20 protein-coding genes are annotated in these 21597 nt (G+C 44.9%); 19 read left to right on the plus strand and 1 reads right to left on the minus strand.

What is annotated here, in order from left to right; genetic code table 11:
* Window positions 1-305 precede the first annotated feature (305 nt).
* The 10 genes from OCV54_RS13425 to feoB all read left to right on the plus strand — a co-directional run bounded on the left by OCV54_RS13425 (window position 306) and on the right by feoB (window position 9991).
* Complete coding sequence (locus tag OCV54_RS13425) at window positions 306-473, plus strand: hypothetical protein (protein ID WP_173796015.1); 168 nt, start codon at window positions 306-308, stop codon at window positions 471-473.
* 101 nt (window positions 474-574) lie between these two features.
* The gene (locus OCV54_RS13430) at window positions 575-721 is read left to right on the plus strand and encodes a hypothetical protein (RefSeq protein ID WP_262563521.1); all 147 of its coding nucleotides are present in this window, start codon (window positions 575-577) and stop codon (window positions 719-721) included.
* 233 nt (window positions 722-954) lie between these two features.
* The gene (locus OCV54_RS13435; protein WP_015534045.1) at window positions 955-1932 is read left to right on the plus strand and encodes a TAXI family TRAP transporter solute-binding subunit; all 978 of its coding nucleotides are present in this window, start codon (window positions 955-957) and stop codon (window positions 1930-1932) included.
* Between the two features lie 125 nt (window positions 1933-2057).
* Window positions 2058-3245: a sodium/glutamate symporter gene (gltS, locus tag OCV54_RS13440; protein WP_055147079.1), complete on the plus strand. Its 1188-nt coding sequence runs from the start codon at window positions 2058-2060 to the stop codon at window positions 3243-3245.
* 15 nt (window positions 3246-3260) lie between these two features.
* Complete coding sequence (locus tag OCV54_RS13445; RefSeq protein ID WP_004851427.1) at window positions 3261-3455, plus strand: hypothetical protein; 195 nt, start codon at window positions 3261-3263, stop codon at window positions 3453-3455.
* A gap of 127 nt (window positions 3456-3582) precedes the next feature.
* Window positions 3583-4533, plus strand: coding sequence for a hypothetical protein (locus OCV54_RS13450; RefSeq protein WP_055224541.1), 951 nt, complete (start codon window positions 3583-3585; stop codon window positions 4531-4533).
* A 99-nt stretch (window positions 4534-4632) separates the two neighbouring features.
* The gene (locus OCV54_RS13455) at window positions 4633-5307 is read left to right on the plus strand and encodes a DNA alkylation repair protein (protein WP_015534044.1); all 675 of its coding nucleotides are present in this window, start codon (window positions 4633-4635) and stop codon (window positions 5305-5307) included.
* A gap of 111 nt (window positions 5308-5418) precedes the next feature.
* Complete coding sequence (locus OCV54_RS13460; RefSeq protein ID WP_015534043.1) at window positions 5419-6045, plus strand: methylated-DNA--[protein]-cysteine S-methyltransferase; 627 nt, start codon at window positions 5419-5421, stop codon at window positions 6043-6045.
* A gap of 33 nt (window positions 6046-6078) precedes the next feature.
* Complete coding sequence (locus tag OCV54_RS13465) at window positions 6079-7494, plus strand: MATE family efflux transporter (RefSeq protein ID WP_015534042.1); 1416 nt, start codon at window positions 6079-6081, stop codon at window positions 7492-7494.
* Window positions 7495-7654: 160 nt separating this feature from the next.
* Window positions 7655-9991: a ferrous iron transport protein B gene (gene feoB, locus OCV54_RS13470; protein WP_055224543.1), complete on the plus strand. Its 2337-nt coding sequence runs from the start codon at window positions 7655-7657 to the stop codon at window positions 9989-9991.
* Window positions 9992-10052: 61 nt separating this feature from the next.
* On the opposite strand, the gene OCV54_RS13475 is transcribed toward feoB, so the two are convergent.
* Window positions 10053-11357 (minus strand): MATE family efflux transporter, encoded by a 1305-nt coding sequence (locus OCV54_RS13475; RefSeq protein WP_055224544.1) that lies wholly within the window; start codon window positions 11355-11357, stop codon window positions 10053-10055.
* Window positions 11358-11552: 195 nt separating this feature from the next.
* On the opposite strand from OCV54_RS13475, the gene OCV54_RS13480 reads away from it, so the two are divergent.
* The 9 genes from OCV54_RS13480 (at window position 11553) to OCV54_RS13520 (ending at window position 21583) form a co-directional block, all read left to right on the plus strand.
* Window positions 11553-12431, plus strand: coding sequence for an AraC family transcriptional regulator (locus OCV54_RS13480; protein WP_055224547.1), 879 nt, complete (start codon window positions 11553-11555; stop codon window positions 12429-12431).
* Between the two features lie 101 nt (window positions 12432-12532).
* Window positions 12533-14038, plus strand: coding sequence for an AAA family ATPase (locus OCV54_RS13485; protein ID WP_015534039.1), 1506 nt, complete (start codon window positions 12533-12535; stop codon window positions 14036-14038).
* On the plus strand, window positions 14022-14789 hold the full coding sequence (locus OCV54_RS13490; RefSeq protein WP_015534038.1) for a hypothetical protein: 768 nt from the start codon (window positions 14022-14024) through the stop codon (window positions 14787-14789). The genes OCV54_RS13485 and OCV54_RS13490 overlap by 17 nt, the downstream gene beginning before the upstream one ends.
* Before the next feature lie 39 nt (window positions 14790-14828).
* Window positions 14829-14963, plus strand: a complete 135-nt coding sequence (locus tag OCV54_RS13495) for a hypothetical protein (protein WP_015534037.1) — start codon at window positions 14829-14831, stop codon at window positions 14961-14963.
* A gap of 94 nt (window positions 14964-15057) precedes the next feature.
* Window positions 15058-16461 (plus strand): Trk system potassium transporter TrkA, encoded by a 1404-nt coding sequence (gene trkA / locus OCV54_RS13500; protein WP_055224550.1) that lies wholly within the window; start codon window positions 15058-15060, stop codon window positions 16459-16461.
* Between the two features lie 23 nt (window positions 16462-16484).
* Window positions 16485-17984, plus strand: coding sequence for a TrkH family potassium uptake protein (locus tag OCV54_RS13505; protein ID WP_015534036.1), 1500 nt, complete (start codon window positions 16485-16487; stop codon window positions 17982-17984).
* A 255-nt stretch (window positions 17985-18239) separates the two neighbouring features.
* On the plus strand, window positions 18240-18950 hold the full coding sequence (locus OCV54_RS13510; protein ID WP_015534035.1) for a response regulator transcription factor: 711 nt from the start codon (window positions 18240-18242) through the stop codon (window positions 18948-18950).
* A gap of 1 nt (window position 18951) precedes the next feature.
* Window positions 18952-20487: a HAMP domain-containing sensor histidine kinase gene (locus tag OCV54_RS13515; RefSeq protein WP_022216934.1), complete on the plus strand. Its 1536-nt coding sequence runs from the start codon at window positions 18952-18954 to the stop codon at window positions 20485-20487.
* Between the two features lie 106 nt (window positions 20488-20593).
* Window positions 20594-21583 carry a 2-hydroxyacid dehydrogenase gene (locus tag OCV54_RS13520; protein WP_055224551.1) on the plus strand — a complete coding sequence of 330 codons (990 nt, stop codon included), beginning with the start codon at window positions 20594-20596 and terminating at the stop codon, window positions 21581-21583.
* Window positions 21584-21597: the final 14 nt, after the last annotated feature.

Raw genomic sequence — 21597 nt, forward strand, 5'->3', positions numbered from 1 at the left:
AAACAAAATGGATGCCACCTGTACAATACAGGATAGCATCCATGTGTTCAGCCTAGTTCATAAATATGTGTCCAGGATTCTGGGTACATATCAGACAATGACTCCGCCGTTTATTTTGTTTATATTCCGGAGTGCTCCGGCATTTGCAAGAAAATAAAATATGATAAAAATAATAAGCAGCAATACGGAGTTGACTTTTAAGTTTACTTATATACAATAGAAATGTGCCTTTTTATGCTGAAAATTTATATAAAGGGAGATAAAGAAAAACGAGAGACAGGAAAAATTACACATTTGTTACCGGGTTGAAGCGATTGGTTATTGCGGGGGTCGTTGCGGCGATGGTGACAGCATCTATGGGAAGTGTATGGGGAGATGGAGTTGTAACTGCAAGCGCAGCTACAGCCAAGGTCAAGATCGATAAGAAGGCATTCCCGGACAGCAAGTTCAGGCAACAAGATAACCAGACTTGATGTGAGTAAGAACAAAAAGATGAAGAAAGCTTACAGCTCTGTCGACCGGAAACACACCGAAACTCAGAACATTGTATTGTGGTAATAATAGCTTAAAGACCTTGAATGTAAGCAAGAGCAGAAGTCTTCAAAAACTGTTCTGCAAGCCTAACAAACTGACTAAGCTGGATGTCAGAAAGAATAAAAAGCTTACAGCGAAGGGCGGCATTATTGATGCAGATAAGGGCGTAAAAATTATAAAAATGTAAATAATATAGCTCTCATAGACGGATTCAGGATGATTTTATAGATATAAAATACAATTATCCATATCATTTTGTTAAATATAGTTGTAAAATAACAATAATGATGTACATGGTATATGGACGGCGATAATAAAGGGCGATAAGCCCTTTATTTCGTGTTATACGGGATTGTTGTATGGTGGTGGTAATAGCGAAGAGAAAGATCTTTCGCCAAGTCACGTAAGGAGGAAAATGAAATGAAACTGAAAAAGATAAAGAGGATGGTTGCAGTGGGAACAGCCATTCTGATGACACTTTCCCTTGCCGGGTGTGGCATCGGCAGTGATTCCGTGAAGCTGGGAGCCGCGGGAGTTGGCGGCGGATACTATGCGTTCTCCAACGCATTTGCGCAGATAGCATCCTCGGAGGATGAGGATCTTGATTTTGAGGTAAAGGCTACTGCAGGCTCCACGGCGAATATCAGGCTTCTGTCCGACGGATATGTGGACATGGCGATAGCCCAGGCGGATCTGGTGGATGCGGCCTACAACGGAACAGGCGCCACGGACAAGAAGAGGTACAGAGGGTACTCGGCAGTTGCCAGCCTGTACACTGAGGCGTGTCAGATCGTGGTGAGAGCTGACTCGGGAATAGACAGCTTGGATGATCTTCAGGGCAAGAAGATTTCTGTGGGTGAGGAGGAGTCCGGTACCCAGAGAAATGCAGAGCAGATACTTAAGATGACCGGCCTTGTGGAATCCCTTGTGGACACGGTTAATCTCGATTATGTGGATGCGGCAAATGAACTCAAATCAGGACAGATAGATGCATTCTTTTGTACAGCAGGTATACAGACCTCGGTGATCGAGGAGCTGTCTAAGGAATGTGACGTAAAGCTCATCGGAATAGATGACAAATGCAGGGACAGACTAAAATCCGTGTACGGCTTCTATACGGATTACACCATACCAGCGGGAACCTACGAGGGACAGACTCAGGATGTTGTGACACTCGGTGTCAGAGCAGTGCTCCTCGCCAGGGATGATATGGATGAGAAGATAGTGGAGGAGCTCACAGGACTTCTCTTTGAACATGCGCAGGATATCCAGTATTCAATAGCACTCACCTTCCAGATAGATGAGAGTGAGGCTGTGAAGAACGTGACCATTCCATTTCATGATGGTGCGAAAGTTTATTATCAGAAAAAAGGAATAGAGATCCCGGCTGAACAGTAGTTGTCAGTTGCTGATAATAAATATACTGAATGCGGAAAAGAATATATGCAGATGATATTGGATTAAGAAGGTATCTGATCACGGATGTCTGCATGTGTATATAATATAGATAAGAGAGGTCTTACATGGAGATACAGATAGATATGTATCAGACACTGGCGGTGTCAGTTCTGGTACTTATATTGGGACAGTTTTTGAAGAAAAGAATTAATTTCCTGGAGAAATTCTGCATACCGGCGCCGGTCATAGGAGGTCTGCTTTTCGCAGTCCTGACCTGTGTGTGTTACAGTCTTGGCATAGCAGAATTTACATTTGACGATACGCTGAGAGAGGTGTGCATGGTATTCTTCTTCACATCCGTTGGATTCCAGGCGAATCTCAAGGTTTTAAAGAGCGGAGGAAAGTCGTTGTTCATATTCCTTGGACTGGTTGTGGTGCTTATAGTGTCCCAGAATTTTCTGGCGCTCGGGGTGAGTAAGCTGCTGCATCTTGATCCGCTTGTTGGACTCTGCACGGGATCTATACCTATGGTAGGTGGTCATGGAACTGCAGGAGCGTTTGGCCCGGTGCTGGAGGATTTTGATGTCAAGGGGGCAACAACTATATGCACGGCTGCGGCAACATTTGGACTTATCGCAGGAAGTCTTATAGGTGGCCCTATTGGCAAGAGACTCATAGACAGGAAGAAACTTCTGGATACTGCAGTTGCCGAGGACGACAGTATACTGGTTGAGGATGAGAAGAAACATGAGCGTCATACCAATATGTATGCGGCAGCAGTGTTTCAGCTCATCATAGCAGTAGGAATAGGAACCATCATATCGGAACTCCTCACAAAGACAGGACTTACATTTCCTATATATATAGGTGCGATGATCGCGGCTGCGGTCATCAGAAATATCGGAGAGTATTCCGGCAAGTTTGATATATACATGGGTGAGATCAACAACCTTGGTGGTATCTGCCTGTCACTGTTCCTGGGAATGGCGATGATCACACTGAAACTGTGGCAGCTTGCGGAGCTTGCACTTCCACTTATAATATTGCTCTCAGCGCAGCTTATACTCATGATGCTGTTCACATATTTTGTTGTGTTCAACGTGATGGGCAGGGATTACGATGCGGCGGTTCTGGCCGCCGGAACATGCGGATTCGGTATGGGAGCAACGCCAAATGCCATGGCGAACATGCAGGCTATATGCGACCGCTATGTTCCTTCGGTCAAGGCATATCTGATAATACCGCTTATAGGAAGTTTATTTGCTGACTTCCTGAACAGCCTGGTAATTACATTTTTCATAAACATACTTTAGGGGGTATAACCAACTATGAGAGAAAAAAATAAAGAACAGCATAAAAAGCATCACAGATTCAACATGTCATTTGACAATCTGGCTATTCCTGAGGTGAACACAAAGAGCCATGATGACAATGAGGATAATGTGGGTGAGGATGACTCGTCTGTGACATATGACACGGTGGCAATCCCGGAGATCCACATAAGGAAAAAGAAAGACAAATAGTGATTAAAATCGTCCGGTTGTGTTAGAATACAGTCGGGCGATTTTTATATTAAGATTATTTTATTATTGACAGGTTAATCGATATTGCTGCGAAATTGACTTGTTACTGGATATATGGAGGTTGTATATGGGTGACAGCAAGGTGAAAAATGAGAATATGATTTTGGATTTTACTCACGTATATCGTGATGAGGATATAAAGGATATAGATAGATTCAGATACATAGATTGCTCTGATATACAAGAGACAGATATGTATTGTTCAAAAAATGCATATGAAAAAATATGGGGCAGGATAGAGCCGTACGGAATCCAGGGTATACATTATATAGATTCGGGAAATTATCATTATATAACGAAGATTATAACAGATCATATAACCGAACCGTTTGGGCTGGTTATGTATGATCATCATACAGACATGCAGATACCGATGGTTCCAGAAATGATGAGCTGCGGAGACTGGGCGGGACAGACTCTTATACAGAATAAAAATCTAAGACAGCTGGTAGTTGTAGGTCCGCCGGAGTCAGATATAGAGCAGACTTTGGAAAGTTATAAAGGTTCCAAGGGGAGACAAGAAAATGTGGAAAGCTATAAATGTGGGTATAATGTACAAGAAGCTGAGTACGATGATTCGTATGATATTTCCCGGGATATCTCAAGCGGAAGACTGTTGATATTTTCTGCCAAAGACCTGCATGGTGGACTGCCTGAGGATAAGCTGAAACATATCAGAACAGATCTGCCCTTGTACATATCTATAGACAAAGATGTCCTCGGAACAGAATACACGGAGACAAACTGGAGTCAGGGGGATATGTCAATCGATGGACTTGAACGTCTGCTCAGTGTCTTTCTTGGCGGTCAGGGTGAAGAAAAAAATACAGACGCTTGTCGTAATGATGAAAGATATGACGGTGGTATAAGACATTCAAGAATATTGGGCGTTGATGTATGCGGAGAGGTTCAGACAGATATTTCAGTGCCTGAATATCTTGAGGCGGAGGAGAAGAATGAGAAGGTCAATATCGAACTGTTTCGGTTTATATCGGAGCATGTGAAGAAATTCAGATAGTATTAGATATAATAGTTGTATACAATTATGAGTTAGAATAGAAAAATGTAGAAAATGGAAAACTAACAACGAGAAAATTAGAAAGCGTAAGGTGAAAATATGGAGGAGATTCAAAAGCATCTGTTTGAACTACAGGATATGGCATACAGAGATTTTCACAGCAGGCTTATGCCTGACACCGACAAGGAGACTGTCATAGGCATAAGAGTTCCCGTGCTCAGAAAATATGCAAAGAGTATAGCTGGAACAGAACTGTCAGAAAAGTTTATAAAAGAACTTCCACACCATTATTACGAGGAAAACAATCTTCACATGATGCTCATAACCAGGATAAAGGACTATGATAAATGTCTATCAGAGGTAGAGAGATTTCTTTCGTATATAGACAACTGGGCAACCTGTGATTTTCCGGCACCGAAGTGTTTTGAAAAGCACAAGGAAGAACTGCTACCGGTCATCAAGCGCTGGATTGCCTCAAGCGAGACCTATACTATAAGGTACGGAATAGGAATGCTCATGAGACTTTATCTTGACGAGGATTTTGAGCCTGAGTATGTGAAGCTTGTGGCGGGAGTTGAGTCTGATGAGTATTATGTCAACATGATGATAGCGTGGTACATGGCTACAGCTCTGGCAAAGCAGTGGGATGCGGTAATTCCGTACATAGAAGAACACCGCATGTCCGACTGGGTTCACAGAAAGACAATACAGAAGGCTGTGGAGAGTTACCGCATAACTGATGAGCAGAAGAAATACCTCAAGGGATACAGGTAGTTTATCGCTTTTTAGCTGAAAAATGAAAAAAGATAAAAACGGTGCGTTATATAGCTGAGAGGCAAACTGTCAGCTATGACATAATCGCAACACAGGAAAGGAAAAATACAAATGACAACAAGAGAGGAAGCTTTGGCATACGGTCTGTCGTTTCCTGACACGTATCAGGAGGCGCCATTTCACGACCAGAATTGGCAGCTTGTGAGAGTCAAGGGAAGCAAGAAGGCATTCCTTTGGACTTATGAGAGGAATGGATATATCAATCTGAATGTGAAGGCTGATCCGGAAAGCCGGGATTTCTGGAGGCAGGCATTTGAGTCTGTCATACCGGGTTGGCATCAGAACAAAGAACACTGGAACACTATCATACTGGATGGAAGTGTGCCAGAGGATGCTGTGAAGCAGATGATAGCGGATAGCTATGACATAGTAACCTACAGTCCGACAAAGAGGATCTACGATGCGGTGAAGAAGATTCCGAAGGGATGTGTTGCAACATACGGCCAGGTTGCGGAGATGGCAGGTGACAGGAAGATGGCGAGAGCCGTGGGCAATGCACTTCATAAGAATCCTGATCCTGAGAATATACCGTGTTACCGAGTGGTGAATTCCAAGGGTGAGCTTGCGGGAGCATTTGCGTTCGGTGGAGCAAATGTCCAGGCGGACCGCCTGAGGGCAGACGGCATAGAGGTTGAAAATGACCGGGTAGACCTGAAGAAATATGGAATGAAAAACTGAGTCGCAATACAGACAGAAAGGCAATACAGAATCATGACATCTGATAACACAAAGACAAATGAAAATCAGAACAATCCCCTTGGATATGAGAATGAGGCACATCTGCTCACAACCTTTGCCATACCGTGTATCATATCCATGCTGGTGACAGCACTTTATAATATAGTTGACCAGATATTTATAGGACACGGAGTGGGAATGCTTGGAAATGCTGCGACAAATATAGCATTTCCTCTTTCAACGGCATGTACTGCGATATCGCTTCTTCTTGGCATAGGAAGTGCGACCAGCTTTTCTTTGAAGCTTGGTGCCGGAGATGAGAAGAAGTCGGCTGAGGCAGCAGGAAATGGAATCTGTCTCATGGCGATATTTGGCGTGGCACTTTTCCTTGTGACGACAATATTCTTGACACCTATGCTAAAGGCATTCGGCGCAACTGACAAGGTTCTGCCATTTGCACAGGAGTACACAAGGATAACAGCGATAGGTTTCCCATTCCTGATAGCGAATACCGGAATGAGCAAGCTGATCATGGCTGATGGAAGTCCGAGGTATTCAATGATATCCATGCTGACAGGTGCCATCATCAACACTATACTTGATCCGATACTTATATTCGGGCTCGATATGGGTATGCGCGGTGCGGCGCTGGCAACTATCACAGGACAGATCATATCATTTGCCATAAGCCTCAGATATATGTTCCATTTCAAGACAATACATCTTACCAGGGAAAGTTTTGTTATGCGAGGAGAGCCCTGCGGCAATATATTCAGATTCGGTGCGTCGGCGTGTTTCAATCAGATAGCCATGGCGATAGTCCAGGTTGTCATGAACAATACTTTGTCAAGATACGGAGCACAGTCGGTGTATGGAGGCGACATACCACTTGCGTGTTCAGGAATAATAAGCAAGGTAAACATGATATTCATGGCGATCGTTATAGGAATATCACAGGGAACCCAGCCGATCATAGGCTTCAACTATGGCGCAGGAAAGTACAGGAGGGTGAGAAAGACTTATCTTCTGGCGCTGGCAGCAGCATCAGCTCTGTCGGTGGTGGCATTTGCAGCATTCCAGATATTCCCTAGACAGATCATAAGCGCATTTGGAGAGGGAAGCGAGCTGTACTTCCAGTTTTCAGAGAGATACTTCAGGATATATATGTTTCTTACCATCGTAAATGGAATCCAGCCGGTGACATCAAACTTCTTCAACTCTATAGGAAAGGCGAGACTTGGTGTGTTCATGTCACTCACAAGACAGATACTATTTCTGCTTCCTCTCATCATCATATTCCCTATATTCATGGGGATCGATGGTGTCATGTATGCGGGACCGATAGCGGACGGAATAACTGCGATTGTCTGCGGTGTGTTTACGGTGAGGGAACTTAAGGAACTGACTTCTATAGACAGAGATGCACATGAAAAAGCCGTGAAAATATAGACGATAATCAGGATCTATATATTGCGCATACAACGCATCGTGCTATAATTGAGAAAAAATATCAATAAACATAAATAGACGGCATTCGACAGACGATTTTGTGGTACTGAAAGACTGCGTGGATGAATCTGGATGAATGATGAAAGAAGGATAATCAATTATGACACTGAGAGATTTGAAGGTAGGACAGAGTGCCAGAATAAAGGCAGTTGGCGGTGAAGGAGAGCTAAGACAGCATTTCCTTGACATGGGTGTTATACCCGGTGCGGAGCTCACCCTTGTGAAGCTTGCTCCGATGGGCGATCCTATGGAGTTTCAGATCCATGGATATGAACTTACACTCAGACTGGCTGATGCAGAGCAGATAGATGCAGAGCAGATAGAGACAAGATCCAGAGCCCACACCAGAGTTGAGATCATAGAGGAGAAGGAACATCCAGGACTTGGCGAGGAAGGAAAATATCACGTCAAAGGGGACGGTGATCCGCTTCCAGAAGGAACAAGACTTACATTTGCCCTGGTTGGCAACCAGAACTGTGGAAAGACGACTCTGTTCAATCAGCTCACCGGATCAAATCAGCATATAGGCAATTTCCCTGGAGTAACTGTCGACAGAAAAGATGGTCCGATAAGGGGCAGGGAGAATACTTCCGTGACGGATCTGCCTGGAATATATTCGATGTCTCCTTATAGCAGCGAGGAGATCGTGTCCAGAAACTTTGTGATTGATGATCACCCAAAGGCTATCATCAATATAGTAGACGCTACTAATATAGAGCGAAATATGTATCTCACAATGCAGCTTCTTGAGATGGAGATACCGGTTGTCGTCGCACTCAACATGATGGATGAGGTCACAGGCAATTCGGGCTCCATAGATGTAAATGGGATGGAGGCAATGCTTGGAACCCCGGTTGTGCCTATATCTGCGGCAAAAAACGAGGGTGTGGATGAGCTTGTAAGACACGCCATACATATAGCCAAGTATCAGGAAAAGCCTGGAAGACAGGACTTCTGTGATGAGAATGAGTTTGGCGGAGCTGTTCACAGATGTATACATGCGGTGGCGCATCTTATAGAGGATCATGTAAAGGCGGCAGATCTGCCGCTTAGATTCGCTGCTACCAAGATCATAGAGGGAGATCATCTCATACTTGACAGGCTTGGACTTGATGAGAACGAGAAAGAGACGATAGAACATCTGATAATACAGATGGAAAAAGAGAGAGGACTTGACAGGAGTGCAGCCATAGCTGATATGAGATTTAATTTCATAGAAAAGGTATGTGAAAATTGCGTAGTTAAGCCAAAGGAGAGCAAGGAGAGGATCAGAAGCGAGAAGATAGATCGTATCCTCACCGGAAAGTATACAGCAATTCCGTGCTTTATCGGTATCATGCTGGCGGTGTTCTATCTGACATTTAACGTGATCGGAGCTGGACTTCAGAAACTTTTAGAGATGGGGATAGATGCACTTACGGTTCAGGTGGGAAAGCTTCTCACCGCAGCAAATGTAAATGTGGTCGTCAAGAGCCTTGTTATGGATGGAATATTTGCAGGAGTGGGAAGTGTGCTCAGCTTCCTTCCAATAATTGTTACCCTGTTCTTCTTCCTGTCGCTTATGGAAGACAGTGGATACATCGCCAGAGTTGCATTTGTCATGGATAAGCTGCTAAGGAAGATCGGACTTTCTGGCAAGAGCATAGTTCCGATGCTGATTGGATTTGGCTGTACGGTTCCGGCCGTCATGGCAACCAGGACACTCCCGAGTGAGAGAGACCGAAAGATGACTATTCTGCTCACTCCATACATGAGCTGTTCGGCGAAGCTTCCTATATATGCGTTCTTTGTAAGCGCATTCTTTCCTGGAAAGGGTGGCCTTATTATGGCAGGGCTTTATTTCCTTGGAATTGCGATAGGAATAATTGTGGCTATGGTTTATCGGAGCACATTGTTTAAGGGCAATGCGGTTCCTTTTGTCATGGAGCTTCCAAATTACAGACTTCCGGGTGCGAAGAACGTAGGCCAGCTCCTGTGGGAGAAGGCAAAGGACTTTCTTCAGAAGGCGTTCACAGTTATATTTCTTGCAACTATATGTATCTGGTTCCTTCAGAGCTTTGATATGCACCTCAATATGGTGAAAGACTCGCAGGACAGCATACTTGCTGCGATAGCCGGACTTTTGGTGCCGATATTTAAGCCGCTTGGACTTGGCGACTGGAGAATATGTACGTCGCTCATAAGCGGTATCATGGCGAAGGAGAGTGTGGTATCCACACTTGAGATATTGTTTAACGGATCAGTGACCGCAGCTATCACAACCAGGGCTGCAGCATCGCTGCTCGTATTCAGCCTGCTTTACTCGCCTTGTATAGCAGCCATCGCCTCCATCAAGAGAGAGATGGGACATCGCTGGGCTGTCATGGTAGTGATCTGGCAGTGCGTTGTGGCGTGGCTTGCGGCATTTGTGGTGTATATGATAGGGGGAATACTGTGATAAATGCCTGGCGTATGTCTGGTCTGATACATTCTGGAATATGTCTGGTACTAGGGTATTATCACACCAGTTTCTTCTCCGTCCACTTTCCGCTTCGCCAGCGCAGGACCATACCAACTGCGCGTACACATTCGTCACAGGTAAGGCCTATGTAGGCGCCGGTTGCAAGGAGCCCAAGGTGCAGGCCGAACATCCATGTACCGCCGACAGCACACACGTACATAAAGACAGCTGCTATGACGGCCGGGAATACCGCATCTCCGCTGGTCTTTAAGGCCTGGCCGTAGACAAGGTTTGTAACTCTGCCAACCTCGAGGATGATGTCAATAGCAAGGAGCCTTGTGACAATATGTACCATGTCCGGGTTGTCGGTGAACAGTTTCATGGCCCATGGGGCTGTGACTGCAAATAAAGTTTCAAGACAGGTCGCCACGATCACACCGATGATGGCGGCCTTTTTTGTATCTCTTTTACATGCATCTATATCGCCGGAACCGATATGCCATCCTGTCATGATGGCATTTGCCTGGGCGAGCGCTGAGCCGACGCAGTAGGAGAAGTTGCTTATCTGGACTGCGTAGGATCGTGCCGTGACATTTATTCCGTCAGTATCCATCTGGTTCAGGAACTTGACCACCAGCATCATGGCGACATTGTACAGAACGGATTCGAATGCAGATGGCAGTCCGACTCTGATGATCTGTGAAAGGACAGTTCTGTTAGAAAGCCTTTCGGGATTTTTTCCTGCTTTTACAAGGGTGCAGGAGAAAAAGATAACAATTGCAAGGTTGATAACCTTGGATATGACTGTCGCTGTAGCGACACCCTGCACCCCTTTATGCAGCGCAAAGAGAAATACTGCATTTAAGGCGAAGTTTACAAGGTTGCCGATTATGGTAGCGATGAGAGGCTGCTTTGTATGTCCAAATGCCCTGAGGTAGCTTGCAAATATTGGAATCAGCGCGTTCAGGAAGCACCCTCCGCCAACGATTTCAAGATAGCTCATGGCAGGTTCCCTGAGGTTCCCGGCTATTCCAATCAGATCAAGAATATTTCCGGAGAAAATGAACAGGAATATAGACATTCCCATACCTATGACTGAGTTGAATATAAGACCAAGCTGGCGTGCCTGATAAGCAATCCCAGGTCTGCCTGCGCCGATATTCTGAGTCATGACCGTCATCATGCCGGATGATATGATGGAGAACATGATGATGAACATTCCGATATAACTGTTGGCGGTTCCGACAGCACCCACGGCATAGTCGCCCACTGATGAGAGCATAAGTGTGTCAACCATGCCAGACAGCATATAGAATAGTGTTTCAAAACATATAGGTATAAAAAGTGCGGATAATTTCTTCATATAATCAGTACTCCTTTGGTGATGGGTATAAAATCATGAGTTATAACTAAATTGTATAATATCGCATTGATACCGCATGAATCTTGTACTATTTCAATTAAAAGTTGCACATATTCTACATATGAGTTAATATGACGAAGTTGCATGATATAAAAGGCAACACAAGATATAATAAATCAATATCAGGGGATAACAATGTACGCAGAATTAAAGGAAAATCATCCACACGGGACAAGAGAATATCCATTTTGTGAGTATCATATGAGATACTGGCCACATGCATTCCAGATCCCGGTTCATTGGCATGATGAGGTGGAGATAATATATGTAAGGAAAGGTCCACTTATGGTTGAGATTGATGGACAGAAATTTATAGGGGATGACGGAGCTGTATATATAGTAAGTCCGGGAGTGCTGCATATGATGGCCGCCCCGGAAACACCGGTGGATTATTTTACATTTCTGTTTCCGATGGAATTCATATCATTTCAGACCAAGGATGAATTGGAGGATGAGATATTTTTTCCTCTTAGGAATCACACACGGGAATTCAGACCTGAAGTGACGAATCGGAATCTGCTTGAAAAACTTGTACCTATTCTTGATGAGTTGTCAGAGGAAAATGGGAAATTTGGAACACACAGACAGATACAGGTGAGAATCAGACTGTTGCAGGTTGTAGATCTTTTAGTGGAATACGATCAGCTTGAAGCGAAGACAGGGAGAGCGTCAGGTGGACTGGAAAAGGAGATACTTATATATATACAGGATAATTATCATGAGCACATAAGTCTTGCTGAGCTTTCTGAACATTTTCATCTGTCGGAAAAGTACATGTCAAGATTCTTCAGTGAGAGATTTCACATGACGCTCACACAGTATGTGAACTATGTTAGACTTAAGTATGCAAGGCATCTTCTCGAGTCCACAGATCTGTCGGTTACCGAGATTGCCATGAAATCAGGTTACCCAAATGTAAGTTATTTTATCAGGAAATTTTCTGCGGCGGTGGGAGAACCACCGTTAAGATATAGAAATGGTAAAGCTGTGAAAGATCAAAAAAACAGAATATAAAATTCGAAAAACTTGATGGCTGTTGACGGAAATTGGAGATAACAATATAATGGTAATACAGTTTTATGACGTTATATTAAGAGCATCTGAGGAGACCGTGAATGAGAATCAGACAATTTAGAGAAGACCACTGGGATAGGCTTCCCACGATAAGACTGCAGAAAGCGGTGCTTGACAACTTCAAGAGTGTGGAGCATGGAGAGATAGTATTTGCCTGTGGAAAGAAGTTTGTTCCGTATGGAACAGAATCAGATATATTGGGACTTTATGGACAGAATGGCTCGGGTAAGACGAGTTTTATAGAGGCGCTTGCCATACTGAAGCTTCTGATGATTGGAGCTGAAGTTCCGGCGGTGTATGCAGAATGTGTGGCAAAGGGTCAGGAGATGGCCAGACTGGAGTTTACATTTGACCTTCAGTACGAGGACGGACGCATCCGAAAGGTTGTGTACGAATTCCTCATGTCCGCCGTGGAGAATGAGACAAATAACGGATTCAGACAGTACGGAGGAGAGGATCAGAACAGTGGCCAGCCGAGCTACAGAGTCCGCATATCGGGTGAGAAACTGAGTATGTCAGGTGATTTTGAGGGCAGGAAGATGATACTTCAGCCTGTGATTGACACATGCACTGACGACATGCCGTTCGGGCCTGTATCGAAGCAGAAATATTTCATAACAAATGACAGAAAGTTCGTGGATGAGCTGAATGTGGTGAGAAGACTGGCGCAGGAAAAGTCGGCGTCGTTTATCTTCTCGCTCGGAACTGCAAAGGTGTGCGATGAGTGCGGGTTATACTCTGAGTTTTATCAGGTTATACTGGAGCTGGCGTACTACAGTCAGCTCTATCTTCATGTGGTAGACACGAAATCAACAGGATATATAAGACTCAACTACGGACTTCCGCTATACACACAGAGCGGTAAATTCCTTCTGAAGACGGATGTGCCGAACATCATGCCGGAGATAGTCTTCAGCGAGATAAAGAGCCAGTTTGAGAATATAAACATAGTCCTCAGCCAGATAGTTCCGGGACTTAATGTTGATCTTCACGAGCTGTCGCCTGCCCTCATGAAGGATGGCAGTATGGGACATGTGGTGGAGATAGTGTCCAGCAGAAATGAGACGGACATGAGTGTGTTCCACAATCAGGAGGCTGCGCCTGACGGAAGAGTGCACATGCCATTCAGGTACGAGTCCGACGGTATCCGCAAGATCGTGTCGGTGCTCAGTCTGATAATAGATGCGTACAATGAGCAGTCGTGCACGATAGCCATAGACGAGCTGGATGCCGGTGTGTTTGAGTATCTTCTGGGAGAGGTGCTGCAGACGTTCCAGGAGTCTGGCAAGGGGCAGTTTATATTTACATCGCATAACCTCAGACCGCTGGAGGTCATAAGCAAGGATTATATATATTTCACCACGACAAATCCGAGAAATAGGTATATCCGTATGAAGGGAATCGGAAGCAGCAACAATCTCAGAAATACTTATTTCAGGGAGATCGTGGTTGGAGAACAGGACGAGGAGCTGTATAGGAATACGAAGAGGTTCAAGATTGTATCGGCATTCAGAAAGGCAGGTATGGATCATGGGGAAACGACCTAAGAAGAAGATCTTCCTGTTCCTTGTCGAGGGAGTGTCGGACCGGAATGCTCTTGAGGTGCCATTTGGACAGCTTCTGGAGGATATAGATCCTGATATTGTTCTGGAATTTGCCATGCTCATGCAGGATGACGGAAGCTTTGGCGGTGATATAACCTCAAAGAATGGCATACATCCTGACAACATAGAGCGGTTTATAGATGAGATAATGGTCAGTCCTCTGCTAAAGAGGACGGGCCTGTATCCGAAGGACATTGTGGAGATAATTCATTTTGTGGATATGGATGGGGCGTACATAGATGACAATCTGGTCGTGACTGATGGGGGAAATGAAGACAAGCCGGTATACTACCCGGATATCATTGTGACGGCAAATCCGGATCACGTGAAGGAGCGCAATCTCTGCAAGAGTGCGAATCTGGATGTGCTCACTTCGCTGTCATCAATAAAGATAGGAAGTAAAAAGATAAAATACTCCGTATACTATTTTTCGAGCAACCTGGATCATTTCCTGTATCGGGATGCAAATTCAGATGAGCACGGCAAGGTGCGGAGGGCGGCGGAGTTCTCGATGAAGCATGAGACGTCGGGATCGCTGGAGCGTTTTTTTGAGGAGAATGAGACTGTGACTACAGATATGACTTATGGGGAGTCATGGGATTTCATAAAGAGTGGGGAAAATTCTTTGAAGAGGCACACAAATGTGAATCTGCTCATAAAGAGGCTTAAGGCTATTGCGGAAAATCACATATAAAATAAACTCATAACAATAAAACAGGAGACAGAAAAGGCTATGAAGAAGAACAAAGAAGATGACGGAATCTACAGAAAACCCACCAAAGGTTTCAGCAAGAGAACAAATATGATAGTCGGCATAGCATTTGTCATATTTGTGCTGGTGTGTTGCATAATAAGACTGTTCGTGTAAGGTTTCAGTAAAGAAAAGTGGCAGGTGTTGATTTTTATATTTAGCATGCTATACTTGGCTTAGCTAATTGAAGGTAATCAAGGAGGATAAATCCGTGTTTGGTAGCAGATCAGGCAAGAAGACGGGATTGAAGATCATAATAGTGGGCTGTGGAAAGGTTGGCGTGGCCATACTCAAGCAGCTTGCAAATGAGGGGCATGATATAACTATCATAGACAAGGATCCCCAGAAGGTCGCAACATACGCAAATCAGTATGATGTTATGGGAATAGTTGGAAACGGAGCAAATCACAGTGTGCAGCTTGAAGCGGGAATACAGAACGCAGATTTGATAGCTGCAGTCACGTCGTCGGATGAGCTCAACATCCTGTGCTGTACCATAGCCAAGCAGGTCGGAGACTGCGCGACCATAGCGAGACTCAGAGACCCGGATTACAGCAAGGAGGCAAGCTATCTCAGGGAGAAGCTTGGACTTACCATGATCATAAACCCTGAGCTTGAGACTGCAATCGAGGTGTCGAGGGTACTGTATCTGCCAACGGCTCTTGAGATAAATTCATTTGCACACGGACAGGCGGAGATGACCAGGATAAAGATCCCGGAGAAGAACGTGCTGGACAACAAGAGCATAGCTGATCTCGGTAAGGATCTTGCAAATAAACAGAAGCCGATAAATATACTTATAGCGGCAGTTGAGAGAGCCGGGGAGTTCTATATCCCTTCCGGTGATTTTGTCCTCAAGGCCGGTGACATCATGTCATGTGTGGGAACACGGCCTATGTCCAGAAAATTCATGGAGCACATAGGCTTCAAGACTGCGAGAGTCAAAAACACCATGATAATCGGTGGAGGAAATGTCGCATATTATTTGGCTGGACAGCTCGTGAACATGGGAATATCCGTCAAGATCATAGAGGAGAACAAGAAGCGCTGTGAGGAGCTTTCAGTCCTTCTGCCGAGGGCGATAATCATAAATGGTGATGGAACGGATCAGGAGACTTTGAACGAGGAGGGCCTTGCGGAGACTGAATCATTTGTGTCCCTGACAGGAATCGACGAGGAGAATATACTTTTGACTCTCCACGCCCGCAAACATTCAAATGCCAAGACGATAACCAAGATAAACAGGAGCAATTTCAGAGAGGTCATAAACAGCCTCGATCTGGGAAGTGTTGTATATCCATGCAGTATAACTGCGGAGTCCATAGTCGCATATGTCCGTGCGAAGAAGAATTCCAACAGTAACAGCATAGAGACACTCTACCACATGTTTGACTCAAGAGCTGAGGCGATAGAGTTCCGTGTGGATGAGAAGTCGGAGGTGACGGATATACCGCTGAAGGATCTCAATCTCAAGAAGAACCTCCTCATAGCATTTATAAATCGAAACGGTTCGATCCTGCTTCCAACAGGTCAGGATTCTATACAGGTTGGAGATACGGCCATGATAGTCACCACTGAGACAGGATTTACGGATATAAGAGATATACTTGCTTAAGGCAGTTTGATTAGGAGAAGATTATGAATAATTCCATGATAGTATTTATACTTGGCCAGATCATAAGACTTGAGGGTCTGCTCATGATCATTCCATGCCTGACATCTCTCATATATCAGGAACATGAAATATTTGCGTTCCTTATAGTCATAATATCATGTCTTGTGATAGGAACGCTTATGACACTTAGAAAACCGGCAAATCAGACCATATATCTCAAAGAGGGATGTGTAGCCACGGCATTCAGTTGGATACTGCTCAGTATATTTGGCTGCATGCCATTTGTCATTTCAGGGGAGATCCCTTCATTCACAAATGCACTGTTTGAGACCATATCGGGATTCACCACAACGGGAGCCAGCATACTGAGCGATGTGGAGAGTATGTCACATGGCATGATGCTGTGGAGATGCTTTACCCACTGGATAGGCGGTATGGGAGTTCTGGTGTTCCTGCTTGCCATCATTCCGATGAACAGTGCGTCCGGTTCAAATATGAACCTGATGAAGGCGGAGAGCCCGGGGCCATCCGTTGGAAAGCTTGTTCCAAGACTCAAGCACACTGCCAGGATATTGTATGTTATCTACTTCGGAATGACGGTTCTGGAGGTCATTTTCCTTATGTTTGGACATATGTCATTGTTCGATGCTCTGTGTACGGCATTTGGAACAGCCGGAACAGGCGGTTTTGGAATAAAGAACGACAGCTTTGGAAGCTTCTCACCATATATACAGTGGGTTGTAACAGTGTTCATGATATTGTTTGGTGTGAATTTCAACTTTTATTATTTTGTGCTGTTCAGGAACATCCGAAAGGCACTTTCCATGGAGGAGGTCAGGACATATTTCCTCATCATCCTGACATCGGTGGCGATACTGTTTGTAAGTCTGATGAACACCATGTCAAATATGTGGGATGCCCTGCGACATGCGGCCTTCCAGGTGGCATCGATCATCACCACGACGGGTTACGCATCGGCGGATTTTGACCAGTGGTCACAGACCTGTAAGACGGTGCTGGTCATCCTGATGTTTGTCGGAGCTTGTGCGGGAAGCACCGGTGGCGGTATGAAGGTGTCGAGACTCGTGATAATGTTCAAGACCGTTGTCAAGGAGCTGAGTTCGTATTTCCATCCGAAGAATATCAAGAAGATAAACATGGATGGCAAACCGGTGGAGCACGAGGTAGTCAGGGCGGTAAATGTATACTTCATCACGCTGATGGGAATATTTACCCTGTCTGTATTTCTTGTGTCCCTTGAGGGCAGGGATCTGGTGACCAACTTCACTGCGGTGGCATCGTGTCTCAACAATATAGGACCGGGTCTTTCCGAGGTAGGACCTACCAGAAACTTTGGCGGGCTGACGGGATTTACCAAGTATGTTCTGATGTTTGACATGCTTGCGGGACGACTGGAGCTCTTCCCATTGCTGCTCATATTCAATCCTGGCGTGTACAGGGACATGATCATGGGGGCATGGAGAGGCATAAAGCGAAGAAGACAGGAGAGAAGAGCGAACTGATAAATGTTATCATTACAAATGGCGGGCAGGTTATTGACATATGCTGGCAATTTGGATATACTCAGAAACAGTTAGACACACCTAACTATAGCTCTTCCAATCATTTTATAAAGAAAAGGCGGGGACTTCTCACATAGTGAGGGTTCCCGTTTTTTTATGACTTAAATTTCCTTACAAAGAAGTTTAGAATGGAATAAAGATATGAGTATTTGTTATAATGTACATACATTTGGTGTGGATAAGGAGTAATGCGATATGGAGAACGAAAAAGAATCTGTAAAAGTACTTATAGTGGACGACGAGCAGGACATCAGAACGCTGCTCAATATATATCTCAAGAGACTTGGATACGATGTTGTGGAGGCTGCCGATGGAGTTGAGGCCGTCGAGACCGTGCGTGCGGACAAGGACATCGATCTCATAGTTATGGACATAATGATGCCAAAGCTTTCAGGTACTGAGGCATGCCAGCAGATCAGAGAGTTTTCATCTATCCCAGTCCTCTTCTTGACGGCGAAGACGAAGGAGCCGGATCAGAACGAGGCATACGATGTGGGTGGCGATGATTTCCTGGCAAAGCCATTCACCCAGAGCGAGTTTAACCGCAAGGTGAATGCTCTTATCAGAAGATACAAGGTGTACCGCGGAAAATCAGAGACCGATCCAAAGAATATCTCAGTCGGCAATATAAATATTGACTCATTTAAGAGGATTGTGATCAAGAACGGTGAGGTCATCAAGCTCACCGACAAGGAGTATGCACTTCTGTTCTTCCTGGTGGAACACAGAGGAAAGCCATGGTCACTCGAGGCACTCTACGAGAATATATGGCAGGAGAAGTATCTTCCTTCATCTTCCAATACGGTCATGGTACACATACTCAGACTCAGACAGAAGATAGAGGACAACTCAGCGCAGCCTGAGATCATTAGGACCATATATGGAAAGGGATATCAGGTAGACTGATATGAAGATGCCATTTAAGCGGACACTCAGGGTAAAGCTGTTTGTGATCATACTGCTTGGGCTAATATTGTCCATATCGGCTTTTTTTGCAGGAACATTTGCACTGAACAGCTACATGAAAAATGTATACATGAGTGACACGAATACACAGAAGAGATCCGCCAGACAGATCCAGAGCTTTGCTTCATATGTGACCAGCCATTCCATAAAGGCTACGGATACGCAGGCACTCAGGGCATGGCAGGAGCAGCACGACAATGTGTACATACTGATTTATAACAACAATGATATAGTATTCGACTCTGACTGGATGATAGAGAAGAAGGGCGCATACAAATATGTCATAACGAATTCGGAGACTGGTGAGATAATCATTCTGTTACAGGACAACTATGGAAATATCAGAAAGATCAAGAGGAAGGCATCCTCGAGCAGCGAATCCCAGAAGAAATCCGATGCGGTGACCGCGGATGAGGGAGCTTACTACGGCAATTCCAGCATGCTGCGAGGAGACCTCAATGAATTTGACTACGATTTCTATCCTGTGCTATTCAAGGATGGAGTGTTTGATGTCTGCATAGTTGACTATTCGGATGATACGATCAAGGATGTCGGAGAGATAGCGATATTTGTCATATGCTGTATCCTGTTCATCGGTGTGATAATAGTCTATTTCGGAAGAGAGATAGGCAGAATGAGACGCCTCACAAATGAGGTCATGGATATCAAGGATGTGGATATCAATGGGCCGATAACAATACACGGTCAGGATGAGATCTGTATGCTGGCGGAGAATGTAGACACCATGAGGCAGACCATTATTGAGCAGCTCAGCAGGGAGCGTGAGGCATGGCAGGCGAACAGTGATCTGGTCACAGCCATGGCCCATGATATAAGAACTCCGCTCACAGTCATGGCGGGATATCTGGAGCTCATGCAGAACAAGGAGTATTCATCCCAGGAGGAGCTTGACGAATACATAAGGATAAGTGCTGAGAAGGCGGAGCAGCTCAGGACGATGTCGGACAAGATGTTCAGATACTTCTATGTATATTCAAAGGGCGGTGATGATCTCAACATGGAGATGTTCCCGGCGGGGCCGTTCCTTGACCAGATGCTTGGAGAGTATGTTGTGCTCCTGGGCGAGAATGGATATCAGTTCGACATTGATATCTCGGACAAGGAAGCCGAAATTTACGTTGATCTTCAGGGTATGAAGAGGATAACCGACAATGTATTTACCAACATCAGAAAGTATTCGGACAAATCAAAAAGCATAGATATAAGGGTATATATAGATCGGAGAAAGGTAAGAATTTATTTCAGAAATTATATAAATCCGGAAAGCAGCAAGGCTGAGAGCACACATATAGGTACTTTGACATGTCAGAAGATGGCGGAGGAGATGAATGGATCATTTACGACCTGCAGAAAGGGCAAGGTGTATGAGGCGACACTCATACTGCCTAACATGTTGGATAACGATGACTCACATGTTCCGACTCAGGGACTTACAGCTATACTGTCACGCAAATAATAAACGGAGATCCTCTGTACACAGTTCAGAGAATCTCCGTTTTTGTACATAGAAAAAAGCAATGCTACACATTATACCGATAGAGGAAAAAACAGGAGGAACAGATATGAATATATTATTTTATGATACAAAGCGTTATGACATGGAGTCGTTCGATGCGATGAAAGATCAGTACGACAAGCTGACCATAGATTATGTAGACACAGATCTGTCGGTGAAGACCGCAAGACTTGCAAAGGGGTATGACGCCATATGTGCATTTGTCAGCTCGGATGTGAGTGCACCCGTTGTGAATGCGCTGAGTGATGCGGGCGTGAAGCTTATACTGATGAGATGCGCGGGCTTCAACAACGTGGATATGGATGCGGCAAAAAAATGCGGTATAACTGTGATGAGGGTTCCGGGCTATTCGCCTGAGGCTGTGGCGGAGCATGCGATGGCACTTGCCATGGCGGTGAACAGGAGACTGCACAAGAGCTATATAAAGGTGAGGGAGAACAACTTCAGTCTGGTCGGACTTACAGGCATGAACTTCTACGGCAAGACAGCCGGTATCGTCGGAACCGGTAAGATCGGGGCTGCCATGGCGAGGATATGTCATGGATTTGGAATGGATGTGATCGCTTACGATATGTATAAGAATCCGGACCTTGATTTTGTCAGATATGTGGAGCTCCCTGAGCTTCTGGCGGGATCTGATCTTATATCGCTTCACTGTCCGCTGACCGACGAGACCTACCATATGATAAATGAAGAGACCATTGGCATGATGAAGGATCACGTGATCCTGGTGAATACCTCCAGAGGTGCACTCATCAAGACCGACGATCTCATAGCTGGGATCAGAAGCAGAAAATTCTTCGGAATCGGGCTGGATGTATACGAGGAGGAGACTCCAAATGTATTTGAGAACAGGGAGGATGACATACTGGAGTCCTCGATCACTGCGAGACTGTTGTCATTTCCAAATGTGATAGTGACGTCTCATCAGGGATTCCTTACAGAGGAGGCACTGGAGGCGATAAGCAGGACCACTCTGGACAATGCCATGGATTTCCTTAATGGGTCTGTAAATGAATTGAATATTGTGTTATGATGTGATGACAGGAT

It is taken from the genome of Coprococcus aceti (assembly GCF_025567285.1).
Classification (GTDB): domain Bacteria; phylum Bacillota; class Clostridia; order Lachnospirales; family Lachnospiraceae; genus Coprococcus; species Coprococcus aceti.